Raw genomic sequence first — 26,522 nt, forward strand, 5'->3', positions numbered from 1 at the left:
GGGGGCGGCTGCGGGGTGGTGGGGGCGGGCGGAATCGGCTGGTTGCTTGCCGTTGTGTCGCCGGACCGGGCGGGGTCGGTTGTGGTGCTTGCGGGAGGGTTGGGGTTCACCGAGCCGCTCCCCGCTGCCTCGCCGGAACGGGCGGGCTCGGCTGCAGTGCCGCTGGGCAGCTTGGGTTTCGCCGAGTCGCCTGCAGCCAGGGCGGGCTTCCCCGCGGCACCTGGCTCGGCTGCGCCGCCTGCGGCCGCACTGGCATTCGCCGCGCTGGCATCTGCATCGGCCGCGTCGTCCGGCGGCAGGGGCTTTTCCTGCTCGTTCGCTCCGCTGTCCTGCATCTTCTCCGCAGGCCGCGCCAGGCTCTCCGGGTCGCGAGGCAGCGCCGCTTCCCCAGCGGACTCTCGATTCGGCCGAGGCTCCCGGACCAGCACCGCGCCTTCCGCCCGCGCGGGCGGCTCGCCGGTTCGGTGCGGTTGGTCGGCGAGGCAGGGAACCACCGTCATGAGGTCGTCATCCCTTTCTCTTCCGGCCGGCGGACCGGCCCCGACGGCTGTCCGGAGCCCCGGCCGTCGTGCGGAGCGGGTCCCGGATGCGCTCATCCTGGCGAAGACGGTGCGTCACCAGCCAGCTCTACTGGCAGTGTCGCGGTGAACGGTCCCTCAGCGTCGCCCAACGGTTCGAGTGACGGTTTTCGCTACTCTTCGCGGTCACGGATTCGACACCCGGCGGACACTCTAGCCGCGACTTGTCCAGACCTCTCGACGCGTCCGCGAACTGCGGCGAACCGGCTCTGACACGGGAAGATGCACGTTCATTCGCACAGTCGCCAGCCGGAGAAACTTGAGCTCGGCATGCCAGTCCGCCAAGCAGTCATACACAGAGTGTCACGCCAGCCCGGGCTATTGAGCAGTCAACAGTCACCCACAAGAGTGATACGGAGAGTGATCAACAGGAGAGCGTGACACCCGATGCGCTGGCCCGAACGGACGTATCCGCATTAGGCGAGGAGTACGCACAGCTTCGACCAGGGCGATTTCAGTCCTTGCCGTCCCCTCGCACCACTGGCTAGCGTAAAGCAGGTAAGCCTTACCTAAGTGAATCGGGACCCACCATGCCGACCCTCCCCCAGCGCCGCACGCCTGACAGCAGGCGGTTGCTCCGGGCGTCCGTGCTGCGAGCTGAACGGACGTCCACGCATTTCGTCACCCTCACCGTCGGCGGGGAGGATCTCGAGGACTTCGCGCCGCTCGGGTTCGATCAATGGTGCCGGTTGTTCTTCCCGCGCGAGGGGCAGCGCGGGCTCCGCCTCCCCACTGCTTCGAGCAACCGCTGGCTCGCGCAGCACATGCTCATGAGCGCCGCGTCCCGGCCGTGGGTGCGGAATTACACGATCCGGGCGACGCGGCCCGGCGAGGTGGACATCGAGTTCGCGGTGCACGGCGACGGCGGTCCGGCCTCGCAATTCGCCGAGAACGCGCGGCCGGGCGACGAGGTCGGGATTCTCGACGAGGGGATCACTTATCTGCCGCCGGACGGCGTCACACAGCTCCTTCTCGCCGACGAGAGCGCGATTCCGGCGGCGTTGGCGATCCTGGAGTCATCGCCGGGTCTGCGGGCCACCGTCTTGCTGGAAGTCGGGGCGCGGGACGACATCCAGACGGTCGACGTGCCGCTCGGCGCCGAAGTGCAGTGGCTGGTCCGCGAGGACGACCGGCTGCCCGGACGGCTCGCGCTCGACGTCCTCGGCCAGCTCGATCTTTCCGATCCTCCGGGCTACACGTGGGTCGCAGGGGAGAGCGGGCTGGCCACCGGCGCGCGGCGGTTCCTCACGCGCGAGCGCAGGGTGCCGAAGCAGGCGATCTCGTTCCAGGGGTATTGGAAGCACGGTCGCGCCTCGCTGGGGTAAGCCTCAGAACAGGCGTCCGGCGTCGTCGGCGGGCGGTTCCTCCAGCTGCAGCAGGAACCGTTTCCGGTCGACGCCGCCCGCGTACCCGGTGAGACCGCCGCTGCTGCCGACCACCCGGTGGCACGGCACGACGATGCTCAGCGGATTCCAGCCGTTCGCGTTGCCGACCGCCTGCGCCGCGCCGGGCTCGCCCAGTTCGACGGCCAGGTCGCGGTAGGTGCGCGTCTCGCCGTAGGGGATGCGGGTGAGCAGCTGCCAGACGCGGCGTTCGAACTCGGAGCCGCGCAGGTCCAGTTCGAGGTCGAAGGTCCGGCGCCGGCCGGTGAAGTACTCGTCGAGCTGCCGAGTCGCGTCGGCGAAACCGTCGTCGGCGCGCGGGCCGAAGTCCGGGAAACGCGGGGTCCGGCTGTGGCCGTCGAAGTAGACCGCGACCAGCGCGCTGCCGTCGGCGACCAGGGTGAGGTCGCCGACCGGGGACGTCGCGACGGTGTGCCGGAAAGCCATCTTCTCCTCCGTGATCGGTGCCACGGAACGGTATCCGGCCGGGCCGTGCGTGAGAGCATCGCCGTCCATGGAAGACGGTTTCGCCGACATCCCGACCACGACCCTCGCCGACCTGCTCGGCCGCGGCCAGGTGCTCGACTACGGCGTGCGGCCCTTGTGGGGTCCCGTGCCGCGGATCGCCGGGCCCGCGTACCCGGTGCGCTGCCCGCCGGGAGACAACCTCATGCTGCACGCGGCCATCCATCGCGCGCCCGCCGGAGCGGTGATCGTCGCGGAATCCGGCGACGTCGACTACGCGCTGGCCGGCGGCAACGTCTGCGCGACCGCCCAGCGCCGCGGCATCGCGGGCTTCGTCCTGGACGGCGTGATCCGCGACCTGTCCGAGGTACGCGAGGCGCGTTTCCCGGTGTTCGCGCGGGGCGTGCTCCCGATTCCCGGGACAAAAGCCAAGGTGACGCCGCTCGGCGAGCCCGCCCGGTGCGGCGGGGTGACGGTGCACGCCGGGGACATCGTCGTGGCGGACGAGGAAGGCGTGGTCGTGGTGCCCGCGGCCGATGCGGCGCAGGTGCTGGCGGACGCGCGGGCGAAGCTGGCCAAGGAGGAGGCGCAGACGCTCGACGAGTGGGCGGAGGCGCACCGGGCGAAGGTGGACGCGGCCCTGGAGGCTGGCGGCTTCCGCGGCTGATCCGGAGGGCTCGCTCGCGATGCCCGGCTGGCTGCGGGATCGGGAGGGGTTGATTGCTGGATAACCCGGCTCGCTCCGGCCCGCCCACACCCCGGCTGGCCGGGCGCCTGGGCCTGGCTACGGGATCGGGGGCTTGCTCACCGGAGAACCCGGACCCTCCGCATCCCGGCTGGTCAGGCGGCCTGGTTACCGGATCGGGACGGTTGCTCGCCGGAGAATCCAGCCCCTCCGCATCCCAGCTGGTCAGGCGGCCTGGTTACCGGATCGGGACGGTTGCTCGCCGGAGAACCCGACTCGCCTGGCAACCTGGCTACCGGATCAGGAGGCCTGCCCGCAGGAGAACCCGGCTCGCTCCGGCCTGGCTACGGGGATTCGGAGGCTTGCTGGGCGGAGAACTCGGCCCGCCAGGCGACCTGGCTACCGGATGAGGCTTGCCAGGCGGAGCACCCGGATCACTCCGGCCGCACCGTCCACAACGGACCGGTCGTCGCCAGCTCGGGGCCGGGTTCGGATTCCGGCGGGAGGGGTTCGGGGTCGGGCAGCGGGCGGTCCGGTCCCGGCGTCACCGGATCGGGTTCCACCGGGCCCGGCGGAACCGGCTCGGGCGGGGCGGGCGGCGCGGTCGAGCGGGGGCGAAGCATCGCGGGCTCCTTTCTCTCCCTGATGGGCTACCGCACACCGGCGGCGGCGAAACATCCACCCGTCCGCGCGAGGTCGGCTAGGGTCGAAGGCGGAGCCGACGAACCGAGAAGAGGCGAGACGATGAGCGCGGACAAGCCCGGCGAGCAGCAGCCGCTCGACGCGGAGATCGTGGAGAGTCCCGGCACGCCGCCCGCTGACCTCCCCGAACCCGACTACAGCGACAACGGCGCCCCGTCGTTCGACTTCGTGCGGGACCGGATCGAGAAGCGCTACACCACCTCGGTCGGTTCGCAGGAGCTCGCGGGAATCGGCGGGCCGGAGGATCTGCAGTCGCTGGACAAGAAAATCGCCGACCGCAAGGAGGCGGCGAAGGACAAGCTGGCCGAGATCCGCCGGTCGATGGGCAAGGAGTAACGCCGTTTCCCGGCTTGGGCTCAGCGCGGCGGACACTCCGCGCCGCAGCGGCGCAGCCAAGCGGGAAAGACCGGGACGGGCGCGCGGCAAGCATCCGCCACCAGGCTCGGCTGGCCAATCCCGGCAGCACGACCGTCCACAATAGACCCGCCCTGCCAAACTCCGTGGCTTCCCCGCCGCCCGTTCTGGTTGAATCGCCCGTATGGCAACCACCGTGCGCATTTCCGGCCTCGTGCTGACCGAGCACGAGTTCTCCGTCCCCCTCGACCATTCCCGTCCCGACGGCGCGAAGATCACCGTCTTCGCGCGCGAGGTCGCTGATCCGGACGGGCTCGACCGGCCGTTTCTCGTGTACCTGCAAGGCGGTCCCGGGCACGAGGCGCCGCGGCCGTCGCGGGGCGCGCCGAGCTGGCTGCCGCGGGCGTTGCGGGAATACCGGGTGCTGATGCTCGACCAGCGCGGCACCGGGCGCTCCACGCCGGTCGGCACGCTGCCGGGCACCCCGGCCGAGCAGGCCGACTATCTCACCCACTTCCGCGCGGACGCGATCGTGCGCGACGCGGAGTTCATCCGCCAGCAGCTGGGTGTCGAGAAGTGGAGCGTGCTCGGCCAGTCGTTCGGCGGGTTCTGCACGCTCGCTTACCTTTCCCAGTACCCCGAAGGGCTGGCCGAGGCTTTCTTCACCGGCGGGCTGCCGCCGATCGCGCGGCATCCGGACGACGTCTACACCGCGACGTTCGCCAATCTCCTCGAGCGCAACCGCCAGTACTACCTCCGCTACCCCGGCGATCGCGAGCGCGTCGAAGCGCTGCTTCCGTTGCTCGACGACGGGGCCGTGGTCCTGCCCGACGGCAGTCCGCTGACCGCGCGGTTGTTCCAGCAGCTCGGCTACCTCTTCGGCGCCAGCGGCGGCGAGGAGGCGCTGCACTACCTGCTCGAACGCGACCCGAAGTCCCCCGCCTTCGCGCACGATGTCGCGAACTCGCTGCCGTTCAGCGCGCGCAATCCGTTGTATTCGGTCATCCACGAGTCGTCGTACTCCGACGGGTTCGCCACCCGCTGGTCCGCCGAGCGCGTGCTGCCGGACGAGTTCCGCACCGACCGGACGCTGTTCACCGGCGAGCACGTGTTCCCTTCGCTCTTCGACGACCTCCACAGCCTCCGCCCGATGAAGGAGACCGCCGAACTGCTCGCCGCGCACGAGTGGCCGCGGCTGTACGACGCGGACGTGCTGCGCGAGTGCACGGTCCCGGCGGCGGCCGCGATCTACGCCAACGACATGTACGTCGAGCGCGTGTTCTCCGAGGAAACCGCGCGGCTGATCCCGACACTGCGGCCGTGGATCACCAACGAGTACGAGCACAACGGCCTCCGCGCGTCGGGCGATCACGTGCTCGGGCGGTTGATCGACCTCGTGCGCGGGCGCGTCTGACCCGCGGTGCGGGGAACCCTGAACCCCCTTGCCATCCCAGGGTTCCCCGCACCGGCGAGCATCAGGCCACGGTGACGCCGCCGTCGACGGAGTCGGTGGAGAGGGTCAGGTCCTGCCAGGCGTCGAAGTCCTCCTGCACGCGCTGGCGTCCCGCGGTGACCAGCCGCAGCGCGTCCGAGCCCAGCAGCAGGTGCACCGGCGGGTTTTCCACGTCCAGCAACCGCAGAATCGCGTCGCCCGCGCGGTCGGGATCGCCGATCCCCTGTCCGGCGAGGGCCTGGCGGCGGGTCCGGATCGGGTCGAACAGGGCGTCGTAGTCGGCGATGCTGCGCGGGGCGCGGACCAGCGACCGGCCCGCCCAGTCGGTTTTGAACGCGCCGGGAGCCACCGCGGTCACCCGCACGCCGAACTGCGTGACCTCCTGGGCGAGGGTGTCGGTGATGCCTTCCAGCGCGTGCTTGCTGCCCTCGTAGAACGCCAGCCCGGGGAAGGTGGTGTGCCCGCCCATCGAGGTGATCACGAAGATCTGGCCGTCGCGCCGTTCGCGCATGCCGGGCAGGACCGCCTTGATCGTCGCGACCGTGCCGAAGACGTTGACCTCGAACTGGCGGCGCAGCTCCGCCATCGACGATTCCTCGAAGGTGCCTTCGAGCCCGTATCCGGCGTTGGCGACGAGCACGTCGATCGGGCCGAGTTCCGCTTCGACCTCCCGCACGGTGGGTTCGATCCGGTCCGCGTCGGTCAGGTCGAGGACGAAGGCGCGGGCGCGTTCGGGGTCCAGTGCCCGGAAATCGGCCGCGTGCGCTTCGGTGCGCACGGTGCCCGCGACCTGGTGTCCGGCGGCGAGGGCACGCCGGGCGACGGCCCGTCCGAGGCCGGTGCTGACGCCGGTGATCAGGAAGGTTTTGCTCACTGCTCAAGGTCCTTTCGTGAAAATGGCAGGACGGCATGGACCCCGCGAGGACAGCGGGGCCCGAGGACGGGCGAAGGTCAGGACTCGGCGGGGGCGGCCGGTTCACGGCCCCAGCTGGCGAGCAGCCGCAGCCGTTCCTGCGAAGGCGAACCGGCCGGCGCGCTGTAGACGACCATCGACTGGCCCGGGTCGGCGACCGAGGTGAAGATCTCGTACTGGAGTTCGAGATCGCCGGCGACCGGATGTCGCAGGCGTTTGAGACCGGTGCTGCGTTCCTGGACGCGGTGTTCCGACCACCACGCCGGGAACTCGGGCGACCGCATCATCAGCTCGCCGATCAGGTTGGCGATGTGCTGGTTCCGCGGCTGCGCGGCCGCGGCCAGCCGCAGCCCGTGCACGTAGTCGCGGGCGACGCGTTCCCAGTCCCGCCACACCAGGCGGGCCCGCGGATCGAGCAGCGTCCAGCGCGCCATGCTGCGTTCCCGCCGCGGCAGCTCGGCCACGTCGGGAAACAGCAAGGCCCACAACGCGTTCCCGCCGACGACCGTGAGGTTCCGGTCGCTGACGAACGCCGACGCGAGCTCCATCGAGTCCAGCACCTGCCGCAGCGCCGGACGCAGCCGGGACGCATGCTCGGCCTGGTCGAGGCGCTCGGCCGTGGCGCCCGCGAGAGCGAACAGATGCCGCCGCTCGATGTCGTCGAACCGCAGCGCGTCGCAGAGTGCGTGCAGCACCTGCTCGGACGGCTGCCGCGCGCGGCCCTGTTCCAGCCGGGTGTAGTACTCGGTGCTGACTCCGGCCAGCTGCGCGACCTCGCTGCGGCGCAGGCCGGAAACCCGCCGTCCGCCGTCGAATCCGTCCGGAAGACCGATCTCGTCCGGCTTCAGCCCGCCGCGGCGGGCCCGCAGGAAATCGCCCAGGTCGTTCTTGCCCATGCCTCGAGTCTGCCTTCCGCCCGGGCGCTGCCCAAGGCCGTAACTGGTCCTGTCAGTACTACTCACCGGACCGGGCGAGGATCACCGCACGAGCGGCCAGATGCAGCGCCAGCCGTTCGTCCGGACGCGACAGGTCGACCTGCAGCAACTGCTCGATCCGGCTGATCCGCGCCGCGACCGTGTTCCGGTGAATCCCCAGCACCGTCGCGGTTTCCGCCAGCGAGGACTCGACATCGAGATAAGCCGCGAGAGTGCGGATCAGGTCGCCCGGCACGGAAACCAGCGGGGCGAGCAACGCACGCGCGGCAGGCTCGAAGGTGTCCGTGCGCGTCCATTCCAGAAGCAGCTGCGCCATGCCGAGCTGGTCTACGTGCAGGAAGTGCCCGGTCTCCGGACGGGTCGCGGCGAGGCGCGCGGCGTCGGTTGCTTCGGCGACTGTCGCGGTGAGACCGTCGGCGTGCGGGCGACCGACGCCGAGGTGCGCGTCGAGGGTGCGACGCAGGCTGTGGTGCACGGCGCGCAGCCGCGCGGACAGCGCCCGCACCCGTTCCGCGGTCGGTTCCTGTTCGAAGGTGACCCAGCCGGTCCAGCCCTCGCCGTGTTCGACGGTGACCGCGTCGATCGACTCCGCCCGGAGCGCGCGGACGACCTCCTGCGTGCGGGAGACCGTGTCGACGTCTGCGGGCACGCCGATGCGCAGGCCGACGTGCCAGCCGCCAAGTCGCCAGCCCGCGTCTGCCGCGCGTCGACGCAGGTCGGCACCGGGTTCGGTGTCGTGGCGCAGCAGGTCGCCCAGCAGCGCGGACCGGGAGCGGGCGTCGCGTTCCAGCTCCAGGCGGTGGGCCAGCAGCCAGCGCTGCACGGCACCGGCGGCGACTGCCAGCGTCGCGGCGACGACGTCCGCGCGCGGTGCCTTCGCGCCGGTCAGCTCGGCGGCCAGCCAGACCGAAGGATGCGGCAGCACCGCGGGATGCGCCAGCAGAACGCCGTCCGCGAGGGTGACGCGCTGTGGGACCGGCTCGTGCACTCGCACGCGGGCGGCCTCGGCGAGTTCTCCGGCGAGCACTTCGCCGCGGTCGTCGAGGACGGCGACGGGAGCGTCCAGCAGTCGGCGCAGCACGGTCACGATTTCTTCGGGCGGCCGCAACCGCTCCCCTAGCGCCCGATGCGCGGCGAGCACTGCCTCGGCGCGGTCGATGTCCGGGGCGGCCAGGGCGAGGCGGGCGTCCACGAGCAGATCCAGCGGATCGGCGGACGTGACCAGCAGCGGAACCGACAGCCGTTCGGCCAGAAGTCGTGACGCGGCAAGGGGTTCGGCTCCGGGAAGCAGGACTCCGGCGGCTTGGGCGTCGGCGCAGCGGCGCAGGAGTGCGTCGATCTGCCAATCGGAACCGAGCGGGCGGACGACCACCACCAGTTCGCCGCGAGCGGGCGTGCCGGACGCGTCGAGCGCGGCCTTGACTGTCTTGAGTGGACGGTCCAAACCGGACTCTCCGGAGCACACCCGGACGGGACCAGCCCACGAGGGCAGCGCGAGCAACTGGCGGAGAATCACTGGGCTACCACCGGATCGCAGTCGATTCCGTACGCGCGCGGCTCCAGCAGCGGACGTCGTCGCGGGTCGGTCCAGAACGGGGACGCGGCCAGGCACACGACGTCCACCTCCACTCCGGCGCGGATCGCGTCGCATTGCAGCGGGACGCCGGTGCGGCGGTCGAGCACCGAGAGAACGTCCGGAGTGGACGCCACCGGCAGCCCGTCCCGCAGCGCGAGCAGGTACTCGTTCTCCATTTCCAGCCGCAGTAACGCGCCGTCGCGGTGATCGGCGAGCGTCGCCGAGCCGCGGCCGAAGCCCGGGTGGCCGTGCTGGCCGGGGCCGATGTGCCGCGAGACCTCCAGCACCCGGCCGCGGGCGAGAACCTGGCCGTCGAGGGCGGTTTCCAGCGCGGCGAGGTCCGGGCTCTCCCCCGCCGCGAGCACGCGGGAGCCGAGGGCGAGCGCCTCGCTCGTCGTGCCGGGCACGGTGTGGTCGGCCAGTTCGCCGGCCGGGATCGGGGCCAGCGCGATCGCCGCCCAGCCGCCGGAGCTGGCCAGGAACGCGCGGATCCCGCTCTCGACCACCGAGGCCGCCGCGGCGGCGAGCACCACCACCCGGCCGCCGGGTTCGGCCATCGCGGCCGGTGCGACGCCGCGGCCGGTCGCGGCGACCGAGAGCTGGTCGAGCCGCGGCAGCCCGCGTCCGGACAGGTCCGCGTCCACGCAGGGCAGTCCCAGCTCCTGGGCGATCACCAGCGGAAGCAGGCCGTTGAGGCCGCCGATCTCGATGGTCATCAAAGCCTGCGCGCGCTGCCCGGTCCAGCGTTCGATCGCCTTGATCGCCGAGGCGAACTCGTCGCCGCTCGGCAGTTTCTCGGCGAACGCGGCGGTCGCGCCGACGATCCCGACCGGGACCACCAGGGTGTCCGGCGGCAGGTCCGCGCTCGGGTGCACGAGGGGTTCGCGGCCGGATTCGGTCAGCCGCCGCAGCAGCACCGCCGCGGTGACGGTGTCGCCGCCCCCGCCGGACCCGAGCAGCGCGACGCCGCGTTCGAGTGCCGACACGTCCGCGGCGGTGATGCGCATGGCTGGTCAGCGTATCAGCGGAAGCTGTAGCCGCCGTCCGGATACAGCGTCGAACCGGTGGTGTAAGTGCTGGTGAACAGGTACAGCACGGCATCGGCCACTTCGGACTCCCGGCCCACGCGGTGCAGCAGGGTGTCCGCGCGGTACTGCGCGAAACTCGCCTCCCGCGCGGCCGCCGGGCGCCCGGCCCACAGGTTCCCGTCGATCGTGCCCGGCGACACGACGTTCACCCGGACCGGTGCCAGTTCCACCGCGAGCCCGCGGCCGAGCCCCTCGATCGCCGCGTTGCACGCGATGTACGCCGGTGCCGCGGCGGGCGGACGCACGCTCGCGACGCCGGACATCAACACCACCGAGGCGTCGTCCGAGAGCTTCGGCGCGGCGTGCTTCACCGCGTGGTACTGGCCCCAGAACTTCGTGACGAACGGGCTTTCCGCCTCCTCGTCGCTCAGGTCCCGCATCGGGCCGACGGTGTAGGACGCGGCGGGTGTGAACAGGTGGTCGACCCGGTCGAGCGCGCCGAAGAACTCGGCGAGCGACGCCTGGTCGGTGGTGTCCACCGCCTGCCAGGTCGCGGTCGAGCCCAGCTCCGCCGCGGCGGCCCGGAGCTTGTCGCCGGTCCGGCCGCCAAGGTGGACGAGCGCGCCCGCCGCCGTCGCGCGGCGGGCGACCTCCAGCCCGATCCCGGACCCGCCGCCGAGCACCACGACCACCCGGCCGTCGAGCGAACTCACGAAGCCACCTCCACCGGAACGAACTCGTGCGCCAGCCCGAACGCGGACGGGCCGAACGTCGCCAGCGCTTCCGGAGTGCGCATGAGCGGCGGCGTCGAGATTCCCACCACGGTGACCCGCTGGCCGTAACGCAGCGTCTCGGTGGTGATCGGCTCGGCGGATTCCGCCTCCAGCACGCAGATCAGGTCGGGCACCATGCAGCGCACCTCGCCGTCGACAAGCGCGACCAGGTTCTCGTTCTGGAACAGGATTTCCAGCTTGTGCTCACCGTCGAAGGACACCGCCGCCGCGCGTCCCCTAGCGAATCCTTCTTCGGTCCGGCGCTCCACATCGGACACTTTGCCCCGGAACAACACCCGCAGATGCGAGTACAACGTGTCGCCGAGCGCGGTCGCCAGCGCAGCCACGGGGTCGGCATTCCCTTCGCGGGCAAGGCGAATCGCCCGGCCGACGCTCAGTGCGAGCGAGAGCGTCCGCGGCACGGCGGTGCGTTTGACGTCCGCGCCGCTCATCGAGTACTCGGCGATGTGCGCGACCCCGCCGAGCCGGATGGTAATCCCGCGCGCGAGCCATTCCATCCGCCGGTTGTCTGCGCCGGTGTCGATCAGCGTCGTCTCGCCGCGTTCCCCGGCGATGCCCATCGGCGAACCGGGGACGCCGTACACGCCGAACGTCTCCATCTGCAGCTCCGGGAACGCCCGGCCCATGCCGTCGGCGTCGACGACCGGCAACCCGAGCCGTGCGCCGACGACCAGCGGGATCATCGAGTTGATCCCGCCGCATTCGATCGGCATCGTCGCGTCGGCCTTCGTGCCGAGGTGTTTTTCCAGCGCCCGCAAGGCCAACTCGGGTTCGGAGCCGTTCGGGAGCTTCTCGTGCACGACGGTCGGCGCGCCCATCTGCGCGGTCGGGATGACGAGGGCGTCGTCGTCCAGGTCGTCCGGGTCGAGCACGGTGACGGGTCCATGCTCGCGGATCGCCTCGCGCACCAGCAGCCGCCCGACGTACGGGTCGCCGCCGCCACCGGTGCCGAGGACGGCCGCGCCGCGGGCGAGATCCTCGAGGTGGTCTTCGGTCAGGGTCCAGCTCATCCCGCGACCCCGATCGGGTCCAGGTCGTAGCCGAAGTACCGCGGACCGGCCAGCGCGATGCCTTCCGGGGTGTGCCAGCGCGGGTCCGCCGGAGCCGCGAGCACCGTGACCCGCTGGCCGTAGCGCAGGCCTTCGGTGGTGACGGCCTCGCCGGATTCGCGGTCGAGCGTGCAGATCAGGTCCGGCACCGAAGCGCGCACCTCGCCGTCGATCTCGGCCACCAGGTGCTCGTTCTGGAACCGCAGCAGCATTTCCGTGCCGGTGTCACCGTCCATTCCGGACAGCCGGGCCTCGCCGCGGGCGAACCCGGTGACGGTGCGGCGGGCGACGTCCACGACCTTGCCGCTGAACAGCGTCCGCCCGCGCAGCCGCTCCACCACGCGATCCACCGGGTTCTCGTGCTCCTCGCGAGCCTGCCGCACGAGCGCGCCGAGTTCCGCGCACAGGGTCAGCGTTCCGGGCACCATCGATTCGCGCGCCTGCGCGCCGGACATCGCGTAGTTGCTGATCATCGCCGAGCAGCCCATGTCGATGGTCGCCGACCGGGCCAGCCGCTCCGCCCAGTGATTGTCCACAGTGTCCAGTACGCCGCGGTTGCCCTTCTCGTCCGCGATGGACATCGGGGTCGCGCGGATTCCGTACAGGGTCGGCAAAACCATCTGCAGTTCCGGGAACGCGCGGCCCATGCCGTCCGCGTCTACGAGCGGCAGGCCGAGCTGGGCCGCCGCGACGACCGGGATCAGCGAGTTCACGCCGCCCGCTTCGGCGCAGGCGATGTGCGTGAGTTCCTTGCCCAGATAGGTGGCGAGCGTCCAGGCGGCGAGCCCGACCTGTTCGGCGGACGGCAGTTTCTCCACCATCACCGTCGGCGCGCCCATCATCGCGACCGGCAGCACCACGGCGTCGTCGTCCAATTCGGACAGTTTCACCAGCGGCACCGAACCGTGCTCGCGGACCGCGGAATGCGCCAGCAGCCGGCCGATGTACGGGTCTCCCCCGCCTCCGGTGCCGAGGATCGCCGCGCCGCGCGCGATGTCGTCCAAGTCATGCGCAGTAATCTCAGCCATCGTTCACGCCCCCAGCTGCAAGTCGCCGACCGCCTTGACCCGGATCCGGGTCGCGTTGCCGGGCAGGTACGGGATCGGCACCTCGTCGAAGTCGACGATGCCGACGGACGCCGGGCTCGCCCCGGCAGCCACCGCGCGGTCGACCGCTTCCTGCTTCGCCTCGTCCACCACGGCCTCGCGACGGCCGGGCTCGATCACGTACACCCGGTCGACCTCGCCGCCGATCTGCGCGATCGCCGCGCCGATCGCGTTGGCCACCGCGTAGTGGTCCGGCCGGCGGACCTCGCCGGAACCGGCCAGCTCGTCCGGCAGCAGCACCGAACCGCCGCCGACGGCGACCACCGGGAGCGGCTCGGACGACGTGCGCATCCGGTCCACGACGTCGGAAACGTCCGCCGCGATCCGGTCCAGCGCGGCCCGCACGAAGTTCCGGTCGAGGTGCGCGACCAGCGCCGGGTCGCCGATCTCGGCCCGTCCGGCAGCGACCGCGATGTCTGTGGCGGTCAAGGTGTCTCCGCCGAACACGAGCGCCTTCGAGGTCAGCTCGTAACCGACGGAATCCGGTCCGACGGTCACGCCGGACGCGTCGCCGCGCACCCGGCTGCCGCCGCCGATGCCGATCGAAAGGACGTCCGGCATCCGGAAGTTCGTGCGGATCCCGGCGACGCTCACGTCCGTGGTCGCTTCACGCGGGAAACCCTGGCGCAGCACGCCGACGTCGCTCGTGGTGCCGCCGACGTCGACCACCGCGCACGTGTCCAAACCGGACAGCACCGCCGCGCCGCGCATCGAGTTCGTCGGGCCGGACGCGAAGGTCGCCACCGGGTAGCGGCGGGCGAAGTCGACGTCCATCAGAGTGCCGTCGTTCTGGCTCAGATACAGCGGCGCGGTGATGCCCGCGCCGGTCACCGACGCGGCCAGACCGTCCACGATGTGCGCCGCCAGCTCGCGCAGCGCGGCGTTGATGACGGTCGCGTTTTCCCGCTCCAGCAACCCGATCCGGCCGATTTCGTGGGACAGCGAGATCGCGACGCCCGGCAGCTGCGACGAGATGATCTCCGCCGCCCGGGCCTCGAACTCCGCGTTCACCGGCGAGAACACCGACGTGATCGCGACGCTGCGCACGTCGGCCGAGCCCATGTCGTCGGCGGCCTTGCGCAGTTCGCTTTCGTCCAGTTCGGCGATGTGGCGTCCGTCGAACTCGTGGCCGCCGTGCACGAGGTAGCTGCGCCCGGACACCGCGTCGACCAGCCGCTGCGGCCAGTCCACCATCGGCGGCAGCGACGCGCCCGCCGGCAGGCTGAGCCGCACCGCCGCGGTCGGGGCCAGCCGGTGCGCCTCGACGAGCGCGTTGATGAAGTGCGTGGTGCCGATCATGACCGCCCGCACCGCGGCCGGGTCGAACGCCCGCTGCCGCTGCAGCCCGTCGATCGCGGCGACGATGCCCGAGGTGACGTCCTCGGTGGTGCTGGTCTTGATCGAGGCGAGCACCTCGCGGCCGTCCAGCAGGACCGCGTCGGTGTTGGTCCCGCCGACGTCGATGCCGATGCGCACGGAGAAATCCCCTTCCAGGTGACGGAATCAGGCGGCCGGGGCCGGTTCGGCGTCCGCGGTCCGGCTCTTGCCGACCCCGCGGACCAGGCCGAGCTTCCCGGCGGCCACGTACAGAACGAAAGCGACGACGAGCGAGTTGATGCTGGGCAGTCCCCAGTCCACGAACTCGCCGAACAGCGCGGCGGCGATCCAGACGACGATCGTCGCGGGCACCCACACCGGGGCGTCGGCGGGCACCGCGCCCCGCGCCCTGGCCTCCTCCAGGTCGCCGCGCCACTGCTTCACCACGAAGTACTCCGCGACCATGATCCCGGCGACGGGCGGGAACGCGACCCCGAGCACGGTCAGGAAATCGGTGAACTTCGAGAGGATCCCGGCCGCGGCGAGCACGCTGCCCACCACGCCGAGCACGGCGGTGACCAGGCCGCGGTGCGCCCGTTTCCCGGAGACGGTGCCGATGAAGTTCACGACGCCGAGCCCGGACGAGTACAGGTTCCAGTCGTTGATCTTCATCGTGCCCGCGATGACGATCAGCAGCCCGACCCAGCCAACCGACGACGTGACGATCGTGGTGATCTGCGCCGTGCCGACCGCGTGCGCGAGCAGCACGCCGGCCAGGCCGATCACGTACTCGCCGAGGGTGACGCCGACGAGCGTCTGCTTGACGACGTCGCCGGTGGTGCGGTTGAACCGGGTCATGTCCGGCGTGATCACCGCGCCGACGATGAACCCGCCCGCGACCAGCGTCGTGCCCTGCAGCAGGGACAGCGACGGGCCGGGCGGCGCGGACGCCACGAGCGCGCCGAGGTCGTGCCGGGTCAGTTCGGAGACCACCGACCAGCCGACCAGGACCAGGAACGCGGGCACCATCAGGTACGCCGTCCACGCCATCGAGTGGAAGCCGCGGACCACGATCGCGGTCACCACCAGGCCGAACACGAGCGCCCAGCCCCACTCCGGCAGTCCGCCGACCAGCGCGGCGAGACCCTGCGCGGACACCGCGGACTGGATGCCGAACCACCCGATCAGGCTGATCCCGATGGCCAGCCCGATGAGCGCGGAACCGCCGCGGCCGAAGCCGGTCCAGCGCGCGATCATCGAGGTGGTGAGGCCCTCGCGGACGCCGATCACGCCGACGAGGATGGTGATCAGCTCGAGGATGACGGAGCCGAGCGTGAACGCCAGCACGGCGTTTCCGAAGCTCATCCCGAAGCCGATGGTGGCGCCGAGCAGGAACTGCGACAGCGCGGAAACCTGGCCGAACCGCTGCACAGCGACCGACCACCACGAGTAGCGGGCGGAATCGGGCACCCTGGTCAGCGCGTAATCGTCGACACCGACAGCCGAGGCCATGGCGACCTCCTCATCCTGGAGGGGAACGGTTCCCAGCACGGTAAGCAGCAGCTCCGGCGAGGTCACCGTGCGATCTGCACAGCCTGGACCATCCGGCTGTGCAACCCGCACTCTTACCCGACCAAGGCGTGGACAGCCTCATACGCGAACGCCGCCGCGCCGACGCCCGCCGCGACGCTGACGACCACGTTCGCCGCCGCGGCGAAGTACGACTGGCGCTCGACCAGCCGGACGGTTTCGTAGCTGAACGTGCTGTACGTCGTGAGCGCGCCGCAGAATCCGGTGCCGAGCAGCGAGTAAACCGCCGCGGGCAGCGCAGTCCCGGCACCGGCGAGACCGCCGAGCAGGACACAGCCGATCAGGTTGACGGTGAACGTGCCCCACGGGAACAGGCTCTGGTGCCGGGACTGGACGGCCCGGTCGGTCAGGTACCGCATCGGCGCTCCGACCGCGGCGCCGAGGAAGACGAGGAGGACGGTCATCAGACAGCCACCTCCACCGGGACCAGCTTGCGAGTGATCGCGTGCCCCAGCAGGACGGCGAGCAGCGCGGCGGCGAGCGTTCCGCCGAGATAGCCGAAGGCGAGCGGCACGGTGTCCGGCCGCAGCAGGTTGCGCGCTTCGACCGCGTACGTGGAGAAAGTGGTGAAGCCGCCGAGGACGCCGACGCCGAGGAACGGCCGCACCAGCCGGTGCGCCGACCACGCCTCGGTGACCAGCACCATCAGCACGCCGATGAGGAAGCAGCCGGCGACGTTCGTCCAGAAGGTCGCCCACGGGAAGCCGCCGGTCTCGGTGGGAAGGGCCTGGGCGAGGCCGTAGCGGGCCAACGCGCCGAGCCCGCCGCCGAGCGCGATCACCCCGAGCACCGACACGTGGTGCCGGACGAGTTCGCGTTGCTGCACGGGATCCCGGAGGTCGACGTCGGGGTCGAGAGGTTCTTCAGGCACAGTCTTCTCCTACTCCACGGACACGCGTCACCGTTCGAGTAGGGACTGTTGGCGGCCCCCGGCCGCGGTTGTCCGGGCGATTCCCGGAGCGGCGAGCCCCACCGCCGCGCGTACGCGAGCCTACCCGATCAGTTCCCCGCCTCCCGCAACGCGGTCAGCGCCGGACCGAACATAGTGGACTTGATCGCCCCGAGCGTGCCGCGGTCCTTGCCCGCCAGCGGAGCGACCCGGTCGACCGCGGCCGTCCGCAGGTCGTCCAGCGCGGCGGTCGCGTCGACCAGGCCGAGCGCCTTCGCTTGCGGACCGCCGAACCGGCTCCCGGTGGTCATCGAAGCGACCGCGGCGGCCGGGGTGAGCTTCGCCTGGACGAGCGCGGCCATCCCTGGCGTGAAGGGGAGGTTGATGTCGGCCTCGGGGAAGCAGAAGTAGCCGCGGTCCTCGCGCATGACGCGGAAATCGTGAGCCATCGCGAGCATCGCGCCACCGCCGAAAGCGTGCCCGTTGACCGCCGCGATCGTCGGGACCGCGAGGGCGAGCACGCGGGCGAGGAGTTCGTGGATGCTGGTCACGTATTTGCCCGCGTCGCCGGGGTGGCTGGTGAGCCAGTCGAGGTCGAGGCCGTTGGAGTAGTACTTGCCGCTGCCGATCGTGACGAGCGCGGCGGGTTCCTTGCCCGCGGTGACCGTGTCGAGGTGCGCGTGGACTTCCTCCAGCCACGTTGGGGCGAAACGGTTTTCGTCGGCGCCGAAGTCGAGAACGTGGACGGCGCCGGTGGTGGTGAGGGTGGGCATTTCAGTCCTTTCTGGACTTTTCCGGGGGTTCCAGTGCGAGGATCGCGCGGACCGCCGCGGCCAGCCGTTCCCGGCTCTCCCTGCTGGCGGGGCCGGTGGCGAGTTCGCGGCGGAGCAGTGCGGTCGGGAGGTCCACGACGCAGGCGGTGATGACTTCTACGGCTTGCCCGTCGCCGCGGTTCCAGAGCTGGCGGGCGAGGCGGACCAAGAGGCGGACGAGGCGTTTGTCCAAGGCGTGCAAGGCTTCCGCTACGTCTTCCGGAAGCTGCGGCCCCAGCACCCGCTTCGAGGGGACGGCGATCATCATCCGCGCCGCGTCCGGTCGTGCGTCGGCTACTACGGCTGGGGTGTCGGCCGCTGCGACCACTGCTTCGATCGGGTTTGCGGCTTCGTCGACCAGCCGTTCTTGTTCGTCGAGAAAGAAGGTGGCGGCGCGGAGCCAGGTCCGGCCGATCAGGGCGGGGAGGTTGGCGAAGGCGTGGTAGATCGTGCTGTTCGGGACGCCCGCCTCCAGCGCGAGCCGCCGGACGGTGAGCGCCTCGGGACCGAGGTCGGCGATGAGACGCTCGGCGGTGTCGAGGATCAGCTCGGGATCGTGGATCCGGGGGCGGGGCATGGGTGGATGGTAATGGAGCGGGTGCTCCAAAACTAGCGCGGGGTGAGGTGCGGCTCAGGGTGCGTGCTTGGTGGTGCTGGTTCTCACCGGTTTAAGCGCGCGTGAGACACGAGCGAGGATCGCTGCATGACTTTCGCTGGGGCCATCGCTGCGGGCTGGCTTTGCGTGGGGTTGCTCAGGCGTCCGCCTGATGCACGCCGCACGCGTCGCCCCCCTGGGGGGGCAAAGGTCGCCCTGGGGGAAACGTCGCTCCGGAACGAGCGTTCACCGCCGGAAATCTTGTCCGGCACCGAGAAATCACCCCGCGCACTCGAAGCAGCCCTCGGTCATTCGCCAAGCAGAGTGCGATCCGCCCCGCTCGCGCGAGCCGAGCCGCATTCGCCGCAACCACCCGCGCCCCGCGGGCCGGATCAGTCCGCGATGTACAAGCAATCCCGCCCGTCGCGCGCGGTGGCGTCCGGGTCGTCCAGCCAGCGGCCGCCGTCTGCCAGGTAGCGGAAGCGGATCCGGGCACCCGGCGGGACTTCCACCGCGGCCGAGCGCGTGCCGTTCGAGCGTTTGCGGAGTTCGTGGCGTCCGGGCTGCCAGTCGTTGAAGTCGCCGACCACGCTCACCGGGCCGGGCGGGGTGTCGAGCGGCAGGACGAACGTCACCCGCCGGGCCCCGGAGCCGTTGCTCCGGCTGGTCTTGATCACGGCGTTTCCCTTTCCCGTTCCGGCGAATCGGTCGTTCTGAATCGTTCCATGACCGCCGCCGGGAACCCGGACGCGGCGGGTGCCGCGTCCGGGTGAAAAGCGGGCTCAGGTGGTGGAAACGTCGTCCAGTTGCTCGGCCGCCGGGCGCACCGGGAACAGGTCGCCGCCGGGCGGGGCCGGGATGCGGCCGACCGCGGCACGGGCCTTCCAGTCCCCCGCGTCGGCGGCGGCGTGCACGCTGTCGAGGGCGGCGTACTGGATGAAGTGGATGTCCGGCAACGGCCACGGCGCGGCCCCGGTCGCCGCCGGGAGCAGGTGGTCGACGGCGGCGAAAATGCTGCCGCCCTGCGCGTTCCGGTACGCCCACAGGTTGACGCCCAGGTGCTTGCCCAGCTGCGCCAGGCGAGTCAGCGCGACCAGGTTGAACGTGTGGTAGTGGTACGTCCGCGTGCGGGTGGATTCCTCGGGCTGGCCGCCGTCCGCGGCGATCTGGTGGTCGATCCGGGCCTTGCCGGAGTCGCGGACGATCGTGCGGGCCAGGTCGCGCTGGCCGACGTAGCTCGCGGTCGCCGCGGTCAGCAGGTCGTAGAAGGTGCCGTGGTTGTTGGTCGCCTTCGCCTCGTCGGTGCCGTTCTTGCTGGCGCGCAACCAGGTCAGGAAGTCGGCCGACCAGCCGCGGAACGCCTTGCCGTCGGCCTTCGTCCAGCCGGGCGCGCCGGCTTCGAGGATCCGCGCGGCGTCGAGGACCTGGGTGAAGGTGTACGAGAACTCGATGATGCCGATCCCGCGCCCGTCGGTCTTGCACGGGATGCCCTGCGCGAAGTTCAGGTTCGGGTTCATTTTCGTTGCCGCGTCGAGGAACCAGGTGCGCAGGTCGAGCGCGGCGCGCTGGGCGTACTCGGCCTTGCCGGTGTAGTACCAGGCGAGCGAAAGCTGGTAGATCGCGTTGAACGCGACGAGCCGCTCGGCCTTGTCCGGCACGTTCTTCATCTCGGGATTGACCTGGCCGTCGCGGTCGACGTACGGGCAGCCCTGCGGGTTTTCCGGCGTTTTCGGCTGGCTCGGCCAGTAGTACGGGGCGAGGCTGAGGTAGTCGTGTTTGTCACCGCTCGGCGGGACGCGCTCCTTGTCGACGACCGTCCACGGGCCCTTGGTCAGCGCGTCGTCGGCCTGCTTCAGCAGGTTGGACAGCGACGTGCGCAGCGTCGGGTTCCCGGCCATCAGGCCGATCTTGTTGCCTGCCAGGTGCAGGCCGTCGAGCACCACAGTGTCCGGCACGCAGACGAACGAACACGGCCTCGGCGCGGGCGCGGCGGTCGCCGCTCCGGCAGTGGACGCGAGCAGCCCCGCGACCGTCGCGAGAACCGCCGCGAGACGACGCGGACGGGAAGACCGGGAAGGAGGCAGCACCGCAACTCCGTTCAAGTATATGAATACTCCACAGATATGTGAACTGAGATTGAATAACCGAACGCGCGGGGCCGCGTCAAGAGGAGGTCAGGCGGACCGGCCCCGCCGGACCGGGTTCCGGAGGGCGCCGATGCCCTCGATCATGATGGTGACCTCGTCGTCTGCCTCGAGCGTGACGTCCGGGCCGGGAACGGCGGATGTACCGGTGGCCAGGACGGCGCCGCGCGGGAAAACGTCGCCGCGATAGAGCCACGCGACCAGGTCCGTGAACCGGCGGTGCAGCCGCGCGGTGGACGTCTCCCCTGCCCAGAGCAGCCCTCCGGCGCGCTGGATGGACACGGTGATGCCGAGCGCGTACGGGTCCGGGATGTCTTGCGCGGGCACGATCCACGGCCCGGCCGCGCACGAGCCGCGGTACATCTTGGCTTGCGGCAGGTACAGCGGGTTCTCTCCTTCGATGCTGCGCGAACTCACGTCGTTGACGATCGTGTAGCCGACGATCTCCGCGTTCGCGTTGCACACCAACGCCAATTCGGGTTCCGGAACGTCCCAAGTGGAATCTTCGCGGACGCCGATCGGCTCCCCCGGCCCGCGCACGCGGTGCCCGACGCTCTTGAAGAACAGTTCCGGACGCTCCGCTTCGTACACCCGCGCGTAGACGTCCGCGTCGCCGCTCTCCTCCATCCGCGCCTCGCGCGACACCTCGTAGGTGACGCCAGCGGCCCACACCTCGGTGTCGTCGTCGACCGGCGCTCGCGGCTCGCCCGGTTCTCCCGGCGTCAACTCGATTGCCAGCGCTTCGGCGAAGTCTTCGGCGGACAGTGCCAGCAGGGAGCCGAGCGTTGTCCCGGGCGGGAGCGCGCCGGTGGACCCGCCGCCGGTGATCTGCCAGCCCGCGGCGGTTTTCAGGAGGCGGCGCATCAGCGCGAATCCCTCGGCACCGCGGAACCGCGGGTGCCGTGCAGGAAATCGAAGTCCGCGCCGAGGTGGGCCTGGGTGACGTGCTCGCGGTAAAGCCAGGTGTATCCGCTTCGGTACGGGCTTTCCGGCGGCGTCCACGCTGCGCGGCGGTCGGCGAGTTCCTCGTCGGGCACGTGCAGGGTCAGCCGGCGGGCCGGGGTGTCGAGCGTGATCCGGTCGCCGGTGCGGACGAGCGCGAGCGGGCCGCCGACCGCTGATTCCGGGCTCACATGCAGCACGACCGTGCCGTAGCCGGTGCCGGACATCCGGCCGTCGCAGATCCGCACCACGTCCGTGATCCCCCGTTCGATCAGCTTCTTCGGCACCGGGACGTTCGCCACCTCCGGCATGCCCGGGTAGCCCTTCGGGCCCGCGCCGCGGATCACGAGGATCGTTTCGGGGGTGACCGGCAGGTCCGGGTCGTCGGCGACGCGGTGGTAGTCCTCGGCCGTGTCGAAGACCAGCGCCGGGCCAGTGTGCGTGAGCAATTCCGGCGACGCGGCCGACTGCTTCAGCACCGCGCCTTCCGGGGCGAGATTCCCGGTGAGCACAGCAGTTCCGGTGCCGGGCGGCTGGAACGGCGCGTCGACGGTCGTGATCACCTCGTCGTTCCAGCACTCCGCGGGTTCCCTCGTGTTGCCGGCGACCGTGCGGACGTCGGTGTGCAGCAGTCCGGCTTCGGCGAGCCTCGTCAGCACCACGGGAACCCCTCCCGCGTAACAGAAATCCTCCATCAGGAACTTCCCCGACGGCATCAGGTTCACCAACGTGGGGACGGCTCGGCCCAGCTCGTCGAAGTCGCCCATCGCGAGCGGGACGTCGACGCGCCCGGCCAGCGCGAGCAGGTGCACGATCGCGTTGGTGGACCCGCCGATCGCCGCGTTGACGCGGATCGCGTTCTCGAACGCCGCACGGGTCAGGATCCCGGACGGGCGCAGGTCTTCCCGCACCATCGCGACAATCCGCTGGCCGGCCGCCTGCGCGGTCTCGAACCGCCGCGCGTCGACTGCGGGCCAGGTCGCCGAACCGGGCAGCTGCATGCCGAGCGCTTCGGCGAGACAGGCCATCGTCGAGGCGGTGCCCATGGTCATGCAGTGGCCGTTCGAGCGGGCCATGCAGCCTTCGGCGAAGAAGCACTCCTCCTCGGTCATCCGGCCGGCTTTGCGCTCTTCCTCGAACTTCCAGACGTGCGTGCCCGAACCGACGTCGGCGCCGCGGAACTTGCCGTTGAGCATCGGGCCGCCGGTGACCATCACCGCGGGCAGGTCGACGCTCGCCGCGCCCATCAGCATCGCCGGGGTCGTCTTGTCGCAGCCGGAAAGCAGGACGACCCCGTCGAGCGGATTGGCGCGGATCAGCTCCTCGACCTCCATCGCCATCAGGTTGCGGTAGAGCATCGCGGTGGGGCGCATGAGCGTCTCGCCGGTCGCCATCGTCGGGAACGCGAGCGGGAAGCCGCCCGCCTGCCAGACGCCGCGCTTGACCGCCTCGGCGACCCGGTCGAGGTGGACGTTGCACGGGGCCAGCTCGGAAGCGCTCACCGCGATCCCGATCACCGGCCTGCCGTCGAACACCTCCGGGCCGAAGCCCTGGGACCGCATCCACGAGCGGTGGATCATCCCCGCCCGGCCGGACGCCCCGAACCACGCCGCACTGCGCACCCGCCGCTCCCTTCCCCGGAACCCTCCTCGATACCCGATCGGGCGGATCCTGGCAATCGGCTGAGAAATCCGGTGAACCGGACACTTCGCGGGACCGCCGGACGTTGGAGGGGGTGAGAACGTTGCCGGAGACGCGAGGTGTGCGATGAGCCTGATCGGGACCCTGGTCGGGTATGTCCTGACCGTGTTCATCGTGGTGCTGGTGGTGCGGATGGTCCTGGACTGGACCCGCCTGGTCGCGACCGGGCCCGCGTGGCTCGGCCAGGTGCGCCGGATCAGCCACCGGGCCACGGAACCGGTGATCGCCCCGGTGCGCCGGGTGCTGCCGCCGGTACGGGCGGGCGGGGTCGGGTTCGACCTGGCGTTCACGGTGGTGTTCTTCGCGGCGCTGGTGGTGCGGGGCATCGCGTTCGCGTTGTAGGGCGAGGGGTGCGCGGGTTGGTGGCCGGGTTGATGCCTTTGCGGCCTGACATCTTCGAGGGCTGGCATCTTCGAGGGCTGACACCTTCGCGGGTTGACGCCTTGGCGGGCTGACACCTTCGCGGGCTGACACCTTCGCAGGCTGACACCTTCGCAGGCTGACACCTTCGCAGGCTGACACCTTCGCAGGCTGACACCTTCGCAGGCTGACACCTTCGCGGGCTGGTGACTTCGCAGGCTGGTGACTTCGAGGGTTGGTGACTTTGCCGCCTGGTGCCTTTGCGGGCTGGCACCTCTGCGGGCTCGCGCCTTCGCAGTCTGGAGCCGTCGCGGGCTCGCATTTTCGCGACTGCCGCCTTCACGGCCTGGCACCCTCGCGACCTGGCGGTCTTTGGAGCCTGGCACCCATGCGGGCTCGCACCTTCTTCGCGCCCCGACGCCTTCGCAGGCTCGCATATTCGCGGGCTCGCTCCCTCGCAGCCTGGAGCCGTCTGGCACAACTTCGCCGGTTGGCACCTTCGCGGCTGGCAACCCCCGTGTCGGCCCTCGATCGCGGCACCCGGCCATCCGCCCTCAATGACTGCGGAGCGCCTGCGCGGGCGTCTCTCGCCGTAGACTCCCCTCCGTCATCCGGAGGCGATGGGGGGCCGCGGTGAGCGGTAGCAGGGTGTTGGTGGCCGGAGCGAGCATCGCGGGGCCTGCGTTGGCCCATTGGCTGCGTCGGCGGGGAGCCGAGGTGACCGTGGTGGAGCGGGCTCCTGGCTTGCGTCCCGGCGGTCAGGCGGTCGATGCGCGCGGGGTGGCCAAGGAGGTCATCCGGCGGATGGGCCTGGACGAGGCGGTGCGCGCGGCCCGCACGGACAACGCGGGTGCGCACACCGTGGACGTCGACGGGAAGGTGCTGGAGACCTACCGCGCCGACGACGACGGCGGCGACGGGTACATCGCGGAAATCGAGATCCTGCGGGGAGACCTGTCCCAGGTCCTTTACGACGACACCCGCGACGGCGTCGAGTACGTCTTCGGCGACCGGATCGCCGATCTCGTCCAGGACGCGGACGGCGTCGACGTCGCCTTCGAGAGCGGCGGGCAGCGGCGCTTCGACCTGGTGATCGGGGCGGACGGGCTGCACTCGGCACTGCGCGCGGCGGTGTTCGGGCCGCGCGAGAAGTTCGTCCGGCATCTCGGGCTCGTGCTGGCCTTCTACAGCGTGCCCAACGAGTTCGGGCTGGACCGCTGGTTCATCGAGTACCAGGACCAGGAGTCCGCGCGGGCCGTCGGTCTGCGGCCGATCCGGGACGCCACGAGGGCGATGGCCATGTTCACCTTCCCCGCGGCCGGATTCGACGTCGACTATCGCGACGTCGAGGGACAGAAACGCCTGCTGCGCGAACAGACGGCCGGACTGGGCTGGCTCGCGCCTCGCATCCTCGCGCATCTCGACGACACCCCGGACTTCTACCTCGACCAGGTCGCCCAGGTGGTGATGGACCGCTGGTCGCAAGGCCGGGTGGGGCTGATCGGCGACGCGGCGTACAGCTCGTCGCCGATGTCCGGGGCGGGCACGGGGCTGGCGCTGGTCGGTGCCTATCTGCTCGCCGGAGAACTGGCTGCCGCCCAGTGGGATCCCGGGGCCGGGTTCGCCGGGTACGAGGCCCGGATGCGTTCGTTCGTCGAGGCCAACCAGGAGATCGGCCGGTTGCACGCGGAGAGCCGCGCCGTCCCGCGGCCGGACGCCGAACCGGCACCGGAGCCGGACATGGAGGCGCTGACCGCGCTGATCGATCGCGCGATCAACGGCGTCGAACTGCCCGACTATGCCGGGGTGCCGGACTCCGGGCCCAGCCTGCGGAACTGATCAGGCGCGGGGTCCCGCGGTGACTGGGACTGGTTCGTCGCCGGGGCGTCGCCGGGCGGTCCAGGTGTCGTAGCCGCGCATGAGGAAGCGGTGGGCGGGGCGTTCGACCAGGCGGGTGAGAGCCCAGCCGAGGACGACGCCGGTGGTGATCATGGCGGCGGTCTGCAGCAGCGGGTCGACGCCGAAGCCGGACAGCCAGTGCAGCACGAGGTAGCCGATGGCCTGGTGGATCAGGAAGACGCCGTAGGAGATCCCCGCGAACCAGGTGATCGCGCGCTGGACGAAGGCCGGGAGGAACCGGTTCCAGTCCGGGCCCGCCGCGGCCAGAGAGATCACCGCGATCCCGGTCGCGATGCCGAGCGTCGAACCCCATTCGACGTCGATCCCGGCCGGGGTGACGGCCGCGCCGTGCAGGGCGTGCGCGGTGACGCAGAGGACTTCCAGCAGCACGAATTCGGTCGTGGACACCCGTTTTTTGGTCCAGAGCCAGACCGCGATGCCGGCGACGAACAGGTGCCAGCGGTGGAATCCGAAGCCGTCGACGACGACCCGGTACCACTCGGGCGGACCGGAGATGCGCAGCGGCCACTGCGCGAGCGGGACGAGCAGGGCGGCCCACATGACGACGCGGAACTTGCGGCCGTGCCCCCAGCTGCCACGGTAGAGCAGCGCGGCGACGGTGAACGCCATGAGCTGGAGGGGAATCGTCCAGTGGGAGCCGTCGAGGAAGGGGTAGACGGCGGGTTTCCAGTTCCAGAGCATCAGCAGGTTGCCGACGAGGTCGCCGAACCGCGGGCTGAACCAGCCGGGCGGCGACAGGTACCGCAGCGCGAAGTAAATCACGACGACGGCGGCGAGAAACGGCGGCAGCAACCGCGCGATCCGCCCCCACCAGTACCGGCCGAGCGACCCGCGCCCGATCGTGACGGCGGCGAAGTACGCGGAAATCACGAGCAGCAGGCTCGCCCCGATCTGATGCGGGAACACGAACCGCCGCGGCCCGAGCTCGGGATGCACGACGACGCTCATGAAGGTCGCGTGGTACAGCAGCACCAGCACGACGCACCCACCGCGCACGAGGTCCCAGCTGATCCGCCGGTTCCCCGAAGACACGCTCACCGGACGGAACGAGGACACGCACGCCACCGTAACTGGTCGGCTTCGCACGGTGCGGAGGGACCCTGGGGGGGTCTATCCCATGATCGGTGTTCCGGCGTTGTTGATCAGTAGGTTTCGGCTCCCGGCCAGCGGTCACCGAACGTGATGGCGAATGCGTTGATCACGGGTTTCCAGCGCATCGTCCATCGGGCGCG

Annotated in this window: 26 protein-coding genes and 1 pseudogene; 6 read left to right on the plus strand and 21 right to left on the minus strand. The window is 70.9% G+C overall.

Annotated features, from left to right (window positions below):
• Positions 1–500 (minus strand): annotated as a pseudogene (locus PUT80_RS43470) (hypothetical protein); the annotation flags it as partial.
• 608 nt (positions 501–1,108) lie between these two features.
• On the opposite strand from PUT80_RS43470, the gene PUT80_RS43475 reads away from it, so the two are divergent.
• Entirely contained in the window at positions 1,109–1,903 is a 795-nt protein-coding gene (locus tag PUT80_RS43475; protein ID WP_037815603.1) for a siderophore-interacting protein, read from the plus strand.
• Positions 1,904–1,906: 3 nt separating this feature from the next.
• Here the strand turns inward: PUT80_RS43475 and PUT80_RS43480 are convergent, their stop codons facing one another.
• Positions 1,907–2,407 (minus strand): methylated-DNA--[protein]-cysteine S-methyltransferase, encoded by a 501-nt coding sequence (locus PUT80_RS43480; protein WP_037815671.1) that lies wholly within the window; start codon positions 2,405–2,407, stop codon positions 1,907–1,909.
• Between the two features lie 67 nt (positions 2,408–2,474).
• On the opposite strand from PUT80_RS43480, the gene PUT80_RS43485 reads away from it, so the two are divergent.
• The gene (locus tag PUT80_RS43485; RefSeq protein WP_275295611.1) at positions 2,475–3,092 is read left to right on the plus strand and encodes an RraA family protein; all 618 of its coding nucleotides are present in this window, start codon (positions 2,475–2,477) and stop codon (positions 3,090–3,092) included.
• Positions 3,093–3,544: 452 nt separating this feature from the next.
• Here the strand turns inward: PUT80_RS43485 and PUT80_RS43490 are convergent, their stop codons facing one another.
• A complete protein-coding gene (locus PUT80_RS43490; RefSeq protein ID WP_134670292.1) occupies positions 3,545–3,733 on the minus strand; it encodes a hypothetical protein in 189 nt (62 codons plus the stop codon).
• Positions 3,734–3,854: 121 nt separating this feature from the next.
• Between PUT80_RS43490 and PUT80_RS43495 the strand changes: the two genes are divergently transcribed.
• Together PUT80_RS43495 and PUT80_RS43500 are read left to right on the plus strand one after the other, a co-directional pair.
• Complete coding sequence (locus PUT80_RS43495) at positions 3,855–4,148, plus strand: hypothetical protein (RefSeq protein ID WP_037815596.1); 294 nt, start codon at positions 3,855–3,857, stop codon at positions 4,146–4,148.
• Positions 4,149–4,350: 202 nt separating this feature from the next.
• The gene (locus PUT80_RS43500) at positions 4,351–5,580 is read left to right on the plus strand and encodes an alpha/beta fold hydrolase (RefSeq protein WP_275295612.1); all 1,230 of its coding nucleotides are present in this window, start codon (positions 4,351–4,353) and stop codon (positions 5,578–5,580) included.
• A 61-nt stretch (positions 5,581–5,641) separates the two neighbouring features.
• On the opposite strand, the gene PUT80_RS43505 is transcribed toward PUT80_RS43500, so the two are convergent.
• From PUT80_RS43505 to PUT80_RS43585, 17 genes are all read right to left on the minus strand, one after another.
• Positions 5,642–6,493, minus strand: coding sequence for an oxidoreductase (locus PUT80_RS43505; protein WP_275295613.1), 852 nt, complete (start codon positions 6,491–6,493; stop codon positions 5,642–5,644).
• Between the two features lie 77 nt (positions 6,494–6,570).
• The gene (locus tag PUT80_RS43510; protein WP_043835920.1) at positions 6,571–7,428 is read right to left on the minus strand and encodes a helix-turn-helix transcriptional regulator; all 858 of its coding nucleotides are present in this window, start codon (positions 7,426–7,428) and stop codon (positions 6,571–6,573) included.
• Between the two features lie 58 nt (positions 7,429–7,486).
• Positions 7,487–8,983 carry a PucR family transcriptional regulator gene (locus PUT80_RS43515; RefSeq protein ID WP_275295614.1) on the minus strand — a complete coding sequence of 499 codons (1,497 nt, stop codon included), beginning with the start codon at positions 8,981–8,983 and terminating at the stop codon, positions 7,487–7,489.
• Complete coding sequence (locus PUT80_RS43520) at positions 8,980–10,050, minus strand: DUF917 domain-containing protein (protein ID WP_275295615.1); 1,071 nt, start codon at positions 10,048–10,050, stop codon at positions 8,980–8,982. The genes PUT80_RS43515 and PUT80_RS43520 overlap by 4 nt, the downstream gene beginning before the upstream one ends.
• 14 nt (positions 10,051–10,064) lie before the next feature.
• Positions 10,065–10,784 carry an SDR family oxidoreductase gene (locus tag PUT80_RS43525; RefSeq protein ID WP_275295616.1) on the minus strand — a complete coding sequence of 240 codons (720 nt, stop codon included), beginning with the start codon at positions 10,782–10,784 and terminating at the stop codon, positions 10,065–10,067.
• Entirely contained in the window at positions 10,781–11,875 is a 1,095-nt protein-coding gene (locus tag PUT80_RS43530) for a DUF917 domain-containing protein (RefSeq protein WP_275295617.1), read from the minus strand. The genes PUT80_RS43525 and PUT80_RS43530 overlap by 4 nt, the downstream gene beginning before the upstream one ends.
• The gene (locus PUT80_RS43535) at positions 11,872–12,942 is read right to left on the minus strand and encodes a DUF917 domain-containing protein (protein WP_275295618.1); all 1,071 of its coding nucleotides are present in this window, start codon (positions 12,940–12,942) and stop codon (positions 11,872–11,874) included. Before PUT80_RS43535 ends, PUT80_RS43530 begins: the two co-directional genes overlap by 4 nt.
• A 3-nt stretch (positions 12,943–12,945) precedes the next feature.
• Positions 12,946–14,496 (minus strand): hydantoinase/oxoprolinase family protein, encoded by a 1,551-nt coding sequence (locus PUT80_RS43540; RefSeq protein ID WP_275295619.1) that lies wholly within the window; start codon positions 14,494–14,496, stop codon positions 12,946–12,948.
• 27 nt (positions 14,497–14,523) lie between these two features.
• Positions 14,524–15,849, minus strand: a complete 1,326-nt coding sequence (locus PUT80_RS43545) for a cytosine permease (protein ID WP_275295620.1) — start codon at positions 15,847–15,849, stop codon at positions 14,524–14,526.
• 113 nt (positions 15,850–15,962) lie between these two features.
• Positions 15,963–16,331, minus strand: a complete 369-nt coding sequence (gene crcB / locus PUT80_RS43550) for a fluoride efflux transporter CrcB (protein WP_037815581.1) — start codon at positions 16,329–16,331, stop codon at positions 15,963–15,965.
• Positions 16,331–16,798, minus strand: coding sequence for a CrcB family protein (locus tag PUT80_RS43555; RefSeq protein ID WP_134670338.1), 468 nt, complete (start codon positions 16,796–16,798; stop codon positions 16,331–16,333). Before PUT80_RS43555 ends, crcB begins: the two co-directional genes overlap by 1 nt.
• A gap of 128 nt (positions 16,799–16,926) precedes the next feature.
• Entirely contained in the window at positions 16,927–17,589 is a 663-nt protein-coding gene (locus PUT80_RS43560) for an enoyl-CoA hydratase/isomerase family protein (RefSeq protein ID WP_275295621.1), read from the minus strand.
• A gap of 1 nt (position 17,590) precedes the next feature.
• Positions 17,591–18,205: a TetR/AcrR family transcriptional regulator gene (locus PUT80_RS43565; RefSeq protein WP_275295622.1), complete on the minus strand. Its 615-nt coding sequence runs from the start codon at positions 18,203–18,205 to the stop codon at positions 17,591–17,593.
• A 410-nt stretch (positions 18,206–18,615) separates the two neighbouring features.
• Entirely contained in the window at positions 18,616–18,900 is a 285-nt protein-coding gene (locus PUT80_RS43570) for an isoamylase early set domain-containing protein (RefSeq protein WP_134731324.1), read from the minus strand.
• A 105-nt stretch (positions 18,901–19,005) separates the two neighbouring features.
• A complete protein-coding gene (locus tag PUT80_RS43575; RefSeq protein ID WP_275295623.1) occupies positions 19,006–20,310 on the minus strand; it encodes an alginate lyase family protein in 1,305 nt (434 codons plus the stop codon).
• A gap of 87 nt (positions 20,311–20,397) precedes the next feature.
• The gene (locus tag PUT80_RS43580; protein ID WP_275295624.1) at positions 20,398–21,231 is read right to left on the minus strand and encodes a fumarylacetoacetate hydrolase family protein; all 834 of its coding nucleotides are present in this window, start codon (positions 21,229–21,231) and stop codon (positions 20,398–20,400) included.
• Positions 21,231–22,931, minus strand: a complete 1,701-nt coding sequence (locus PUT80_RS43585) for an IlvD/Edd family dehydratase (RefSeq protein ID WP_275295625.1) — start codon at positions 22,929–22,931, stop codon at positions 21,231–21,233. The genes PUT80_RS43580 and PUT80_RS43585 overlap by 1 nt, the downstream gene beginning before the upstream one ends.
• Positions 22,932–23,076: 145 nt before the next feature.
• Between PUT80_RS43585 and PUT80_RS43590 the strand changes: the two genes are divergently transcribed.
• Positions 23,077–23,352: a YggT family protein gene (locus PUT80_RS43590; protein ID WP_037815567.1), complete on the plus strand. Its 276-nt coding sequence runs from the start codon at positions 23,077–23,079 to the stop codon at positions 23,350–23,352.
• 651 nt (positions 23,353–24,003) lie between these two features.
• Positions 24,004–25,209 (plus strand): FAD-dependent monooxygenase, encoded by a 1,206-nt coding sequence (locus PUT80_RS43595; RefSeq protein ID WP_275295626.1) that lies wholly within the window; start codon positions 24,004–24,006, stop codon positions 25,207–25,209.
• Here PUT80_RS43595 and PUT80_RS43600 read toward each other — a convergent pair whose 3' ends face one another.
• Positions 25,210–26,346, minus strand: a complete 1,137-nt coding sequence (locus tag PUT80_RS43600; RefSeq protein WP_238605721.1) for an acyltransferase — start codon at positions 26,344–26,346, stop codon at positions 25,210–25,212. It lies immediately after the preceding gene.
• Positions 26,347–26,522 lie beyond the last annotated feature (176 nt).

Source organism: Amycolatopsis sp. La24 (assembly GCF_029087445.1).
GTDB classification, from domain to species: domain Bacteria; phylum Actinomycetota; class Actinomycetes; order Mycobacteriales; family Pseudonocardiaceae; genus Amycolatopsis; species Amycolatopsis nivea.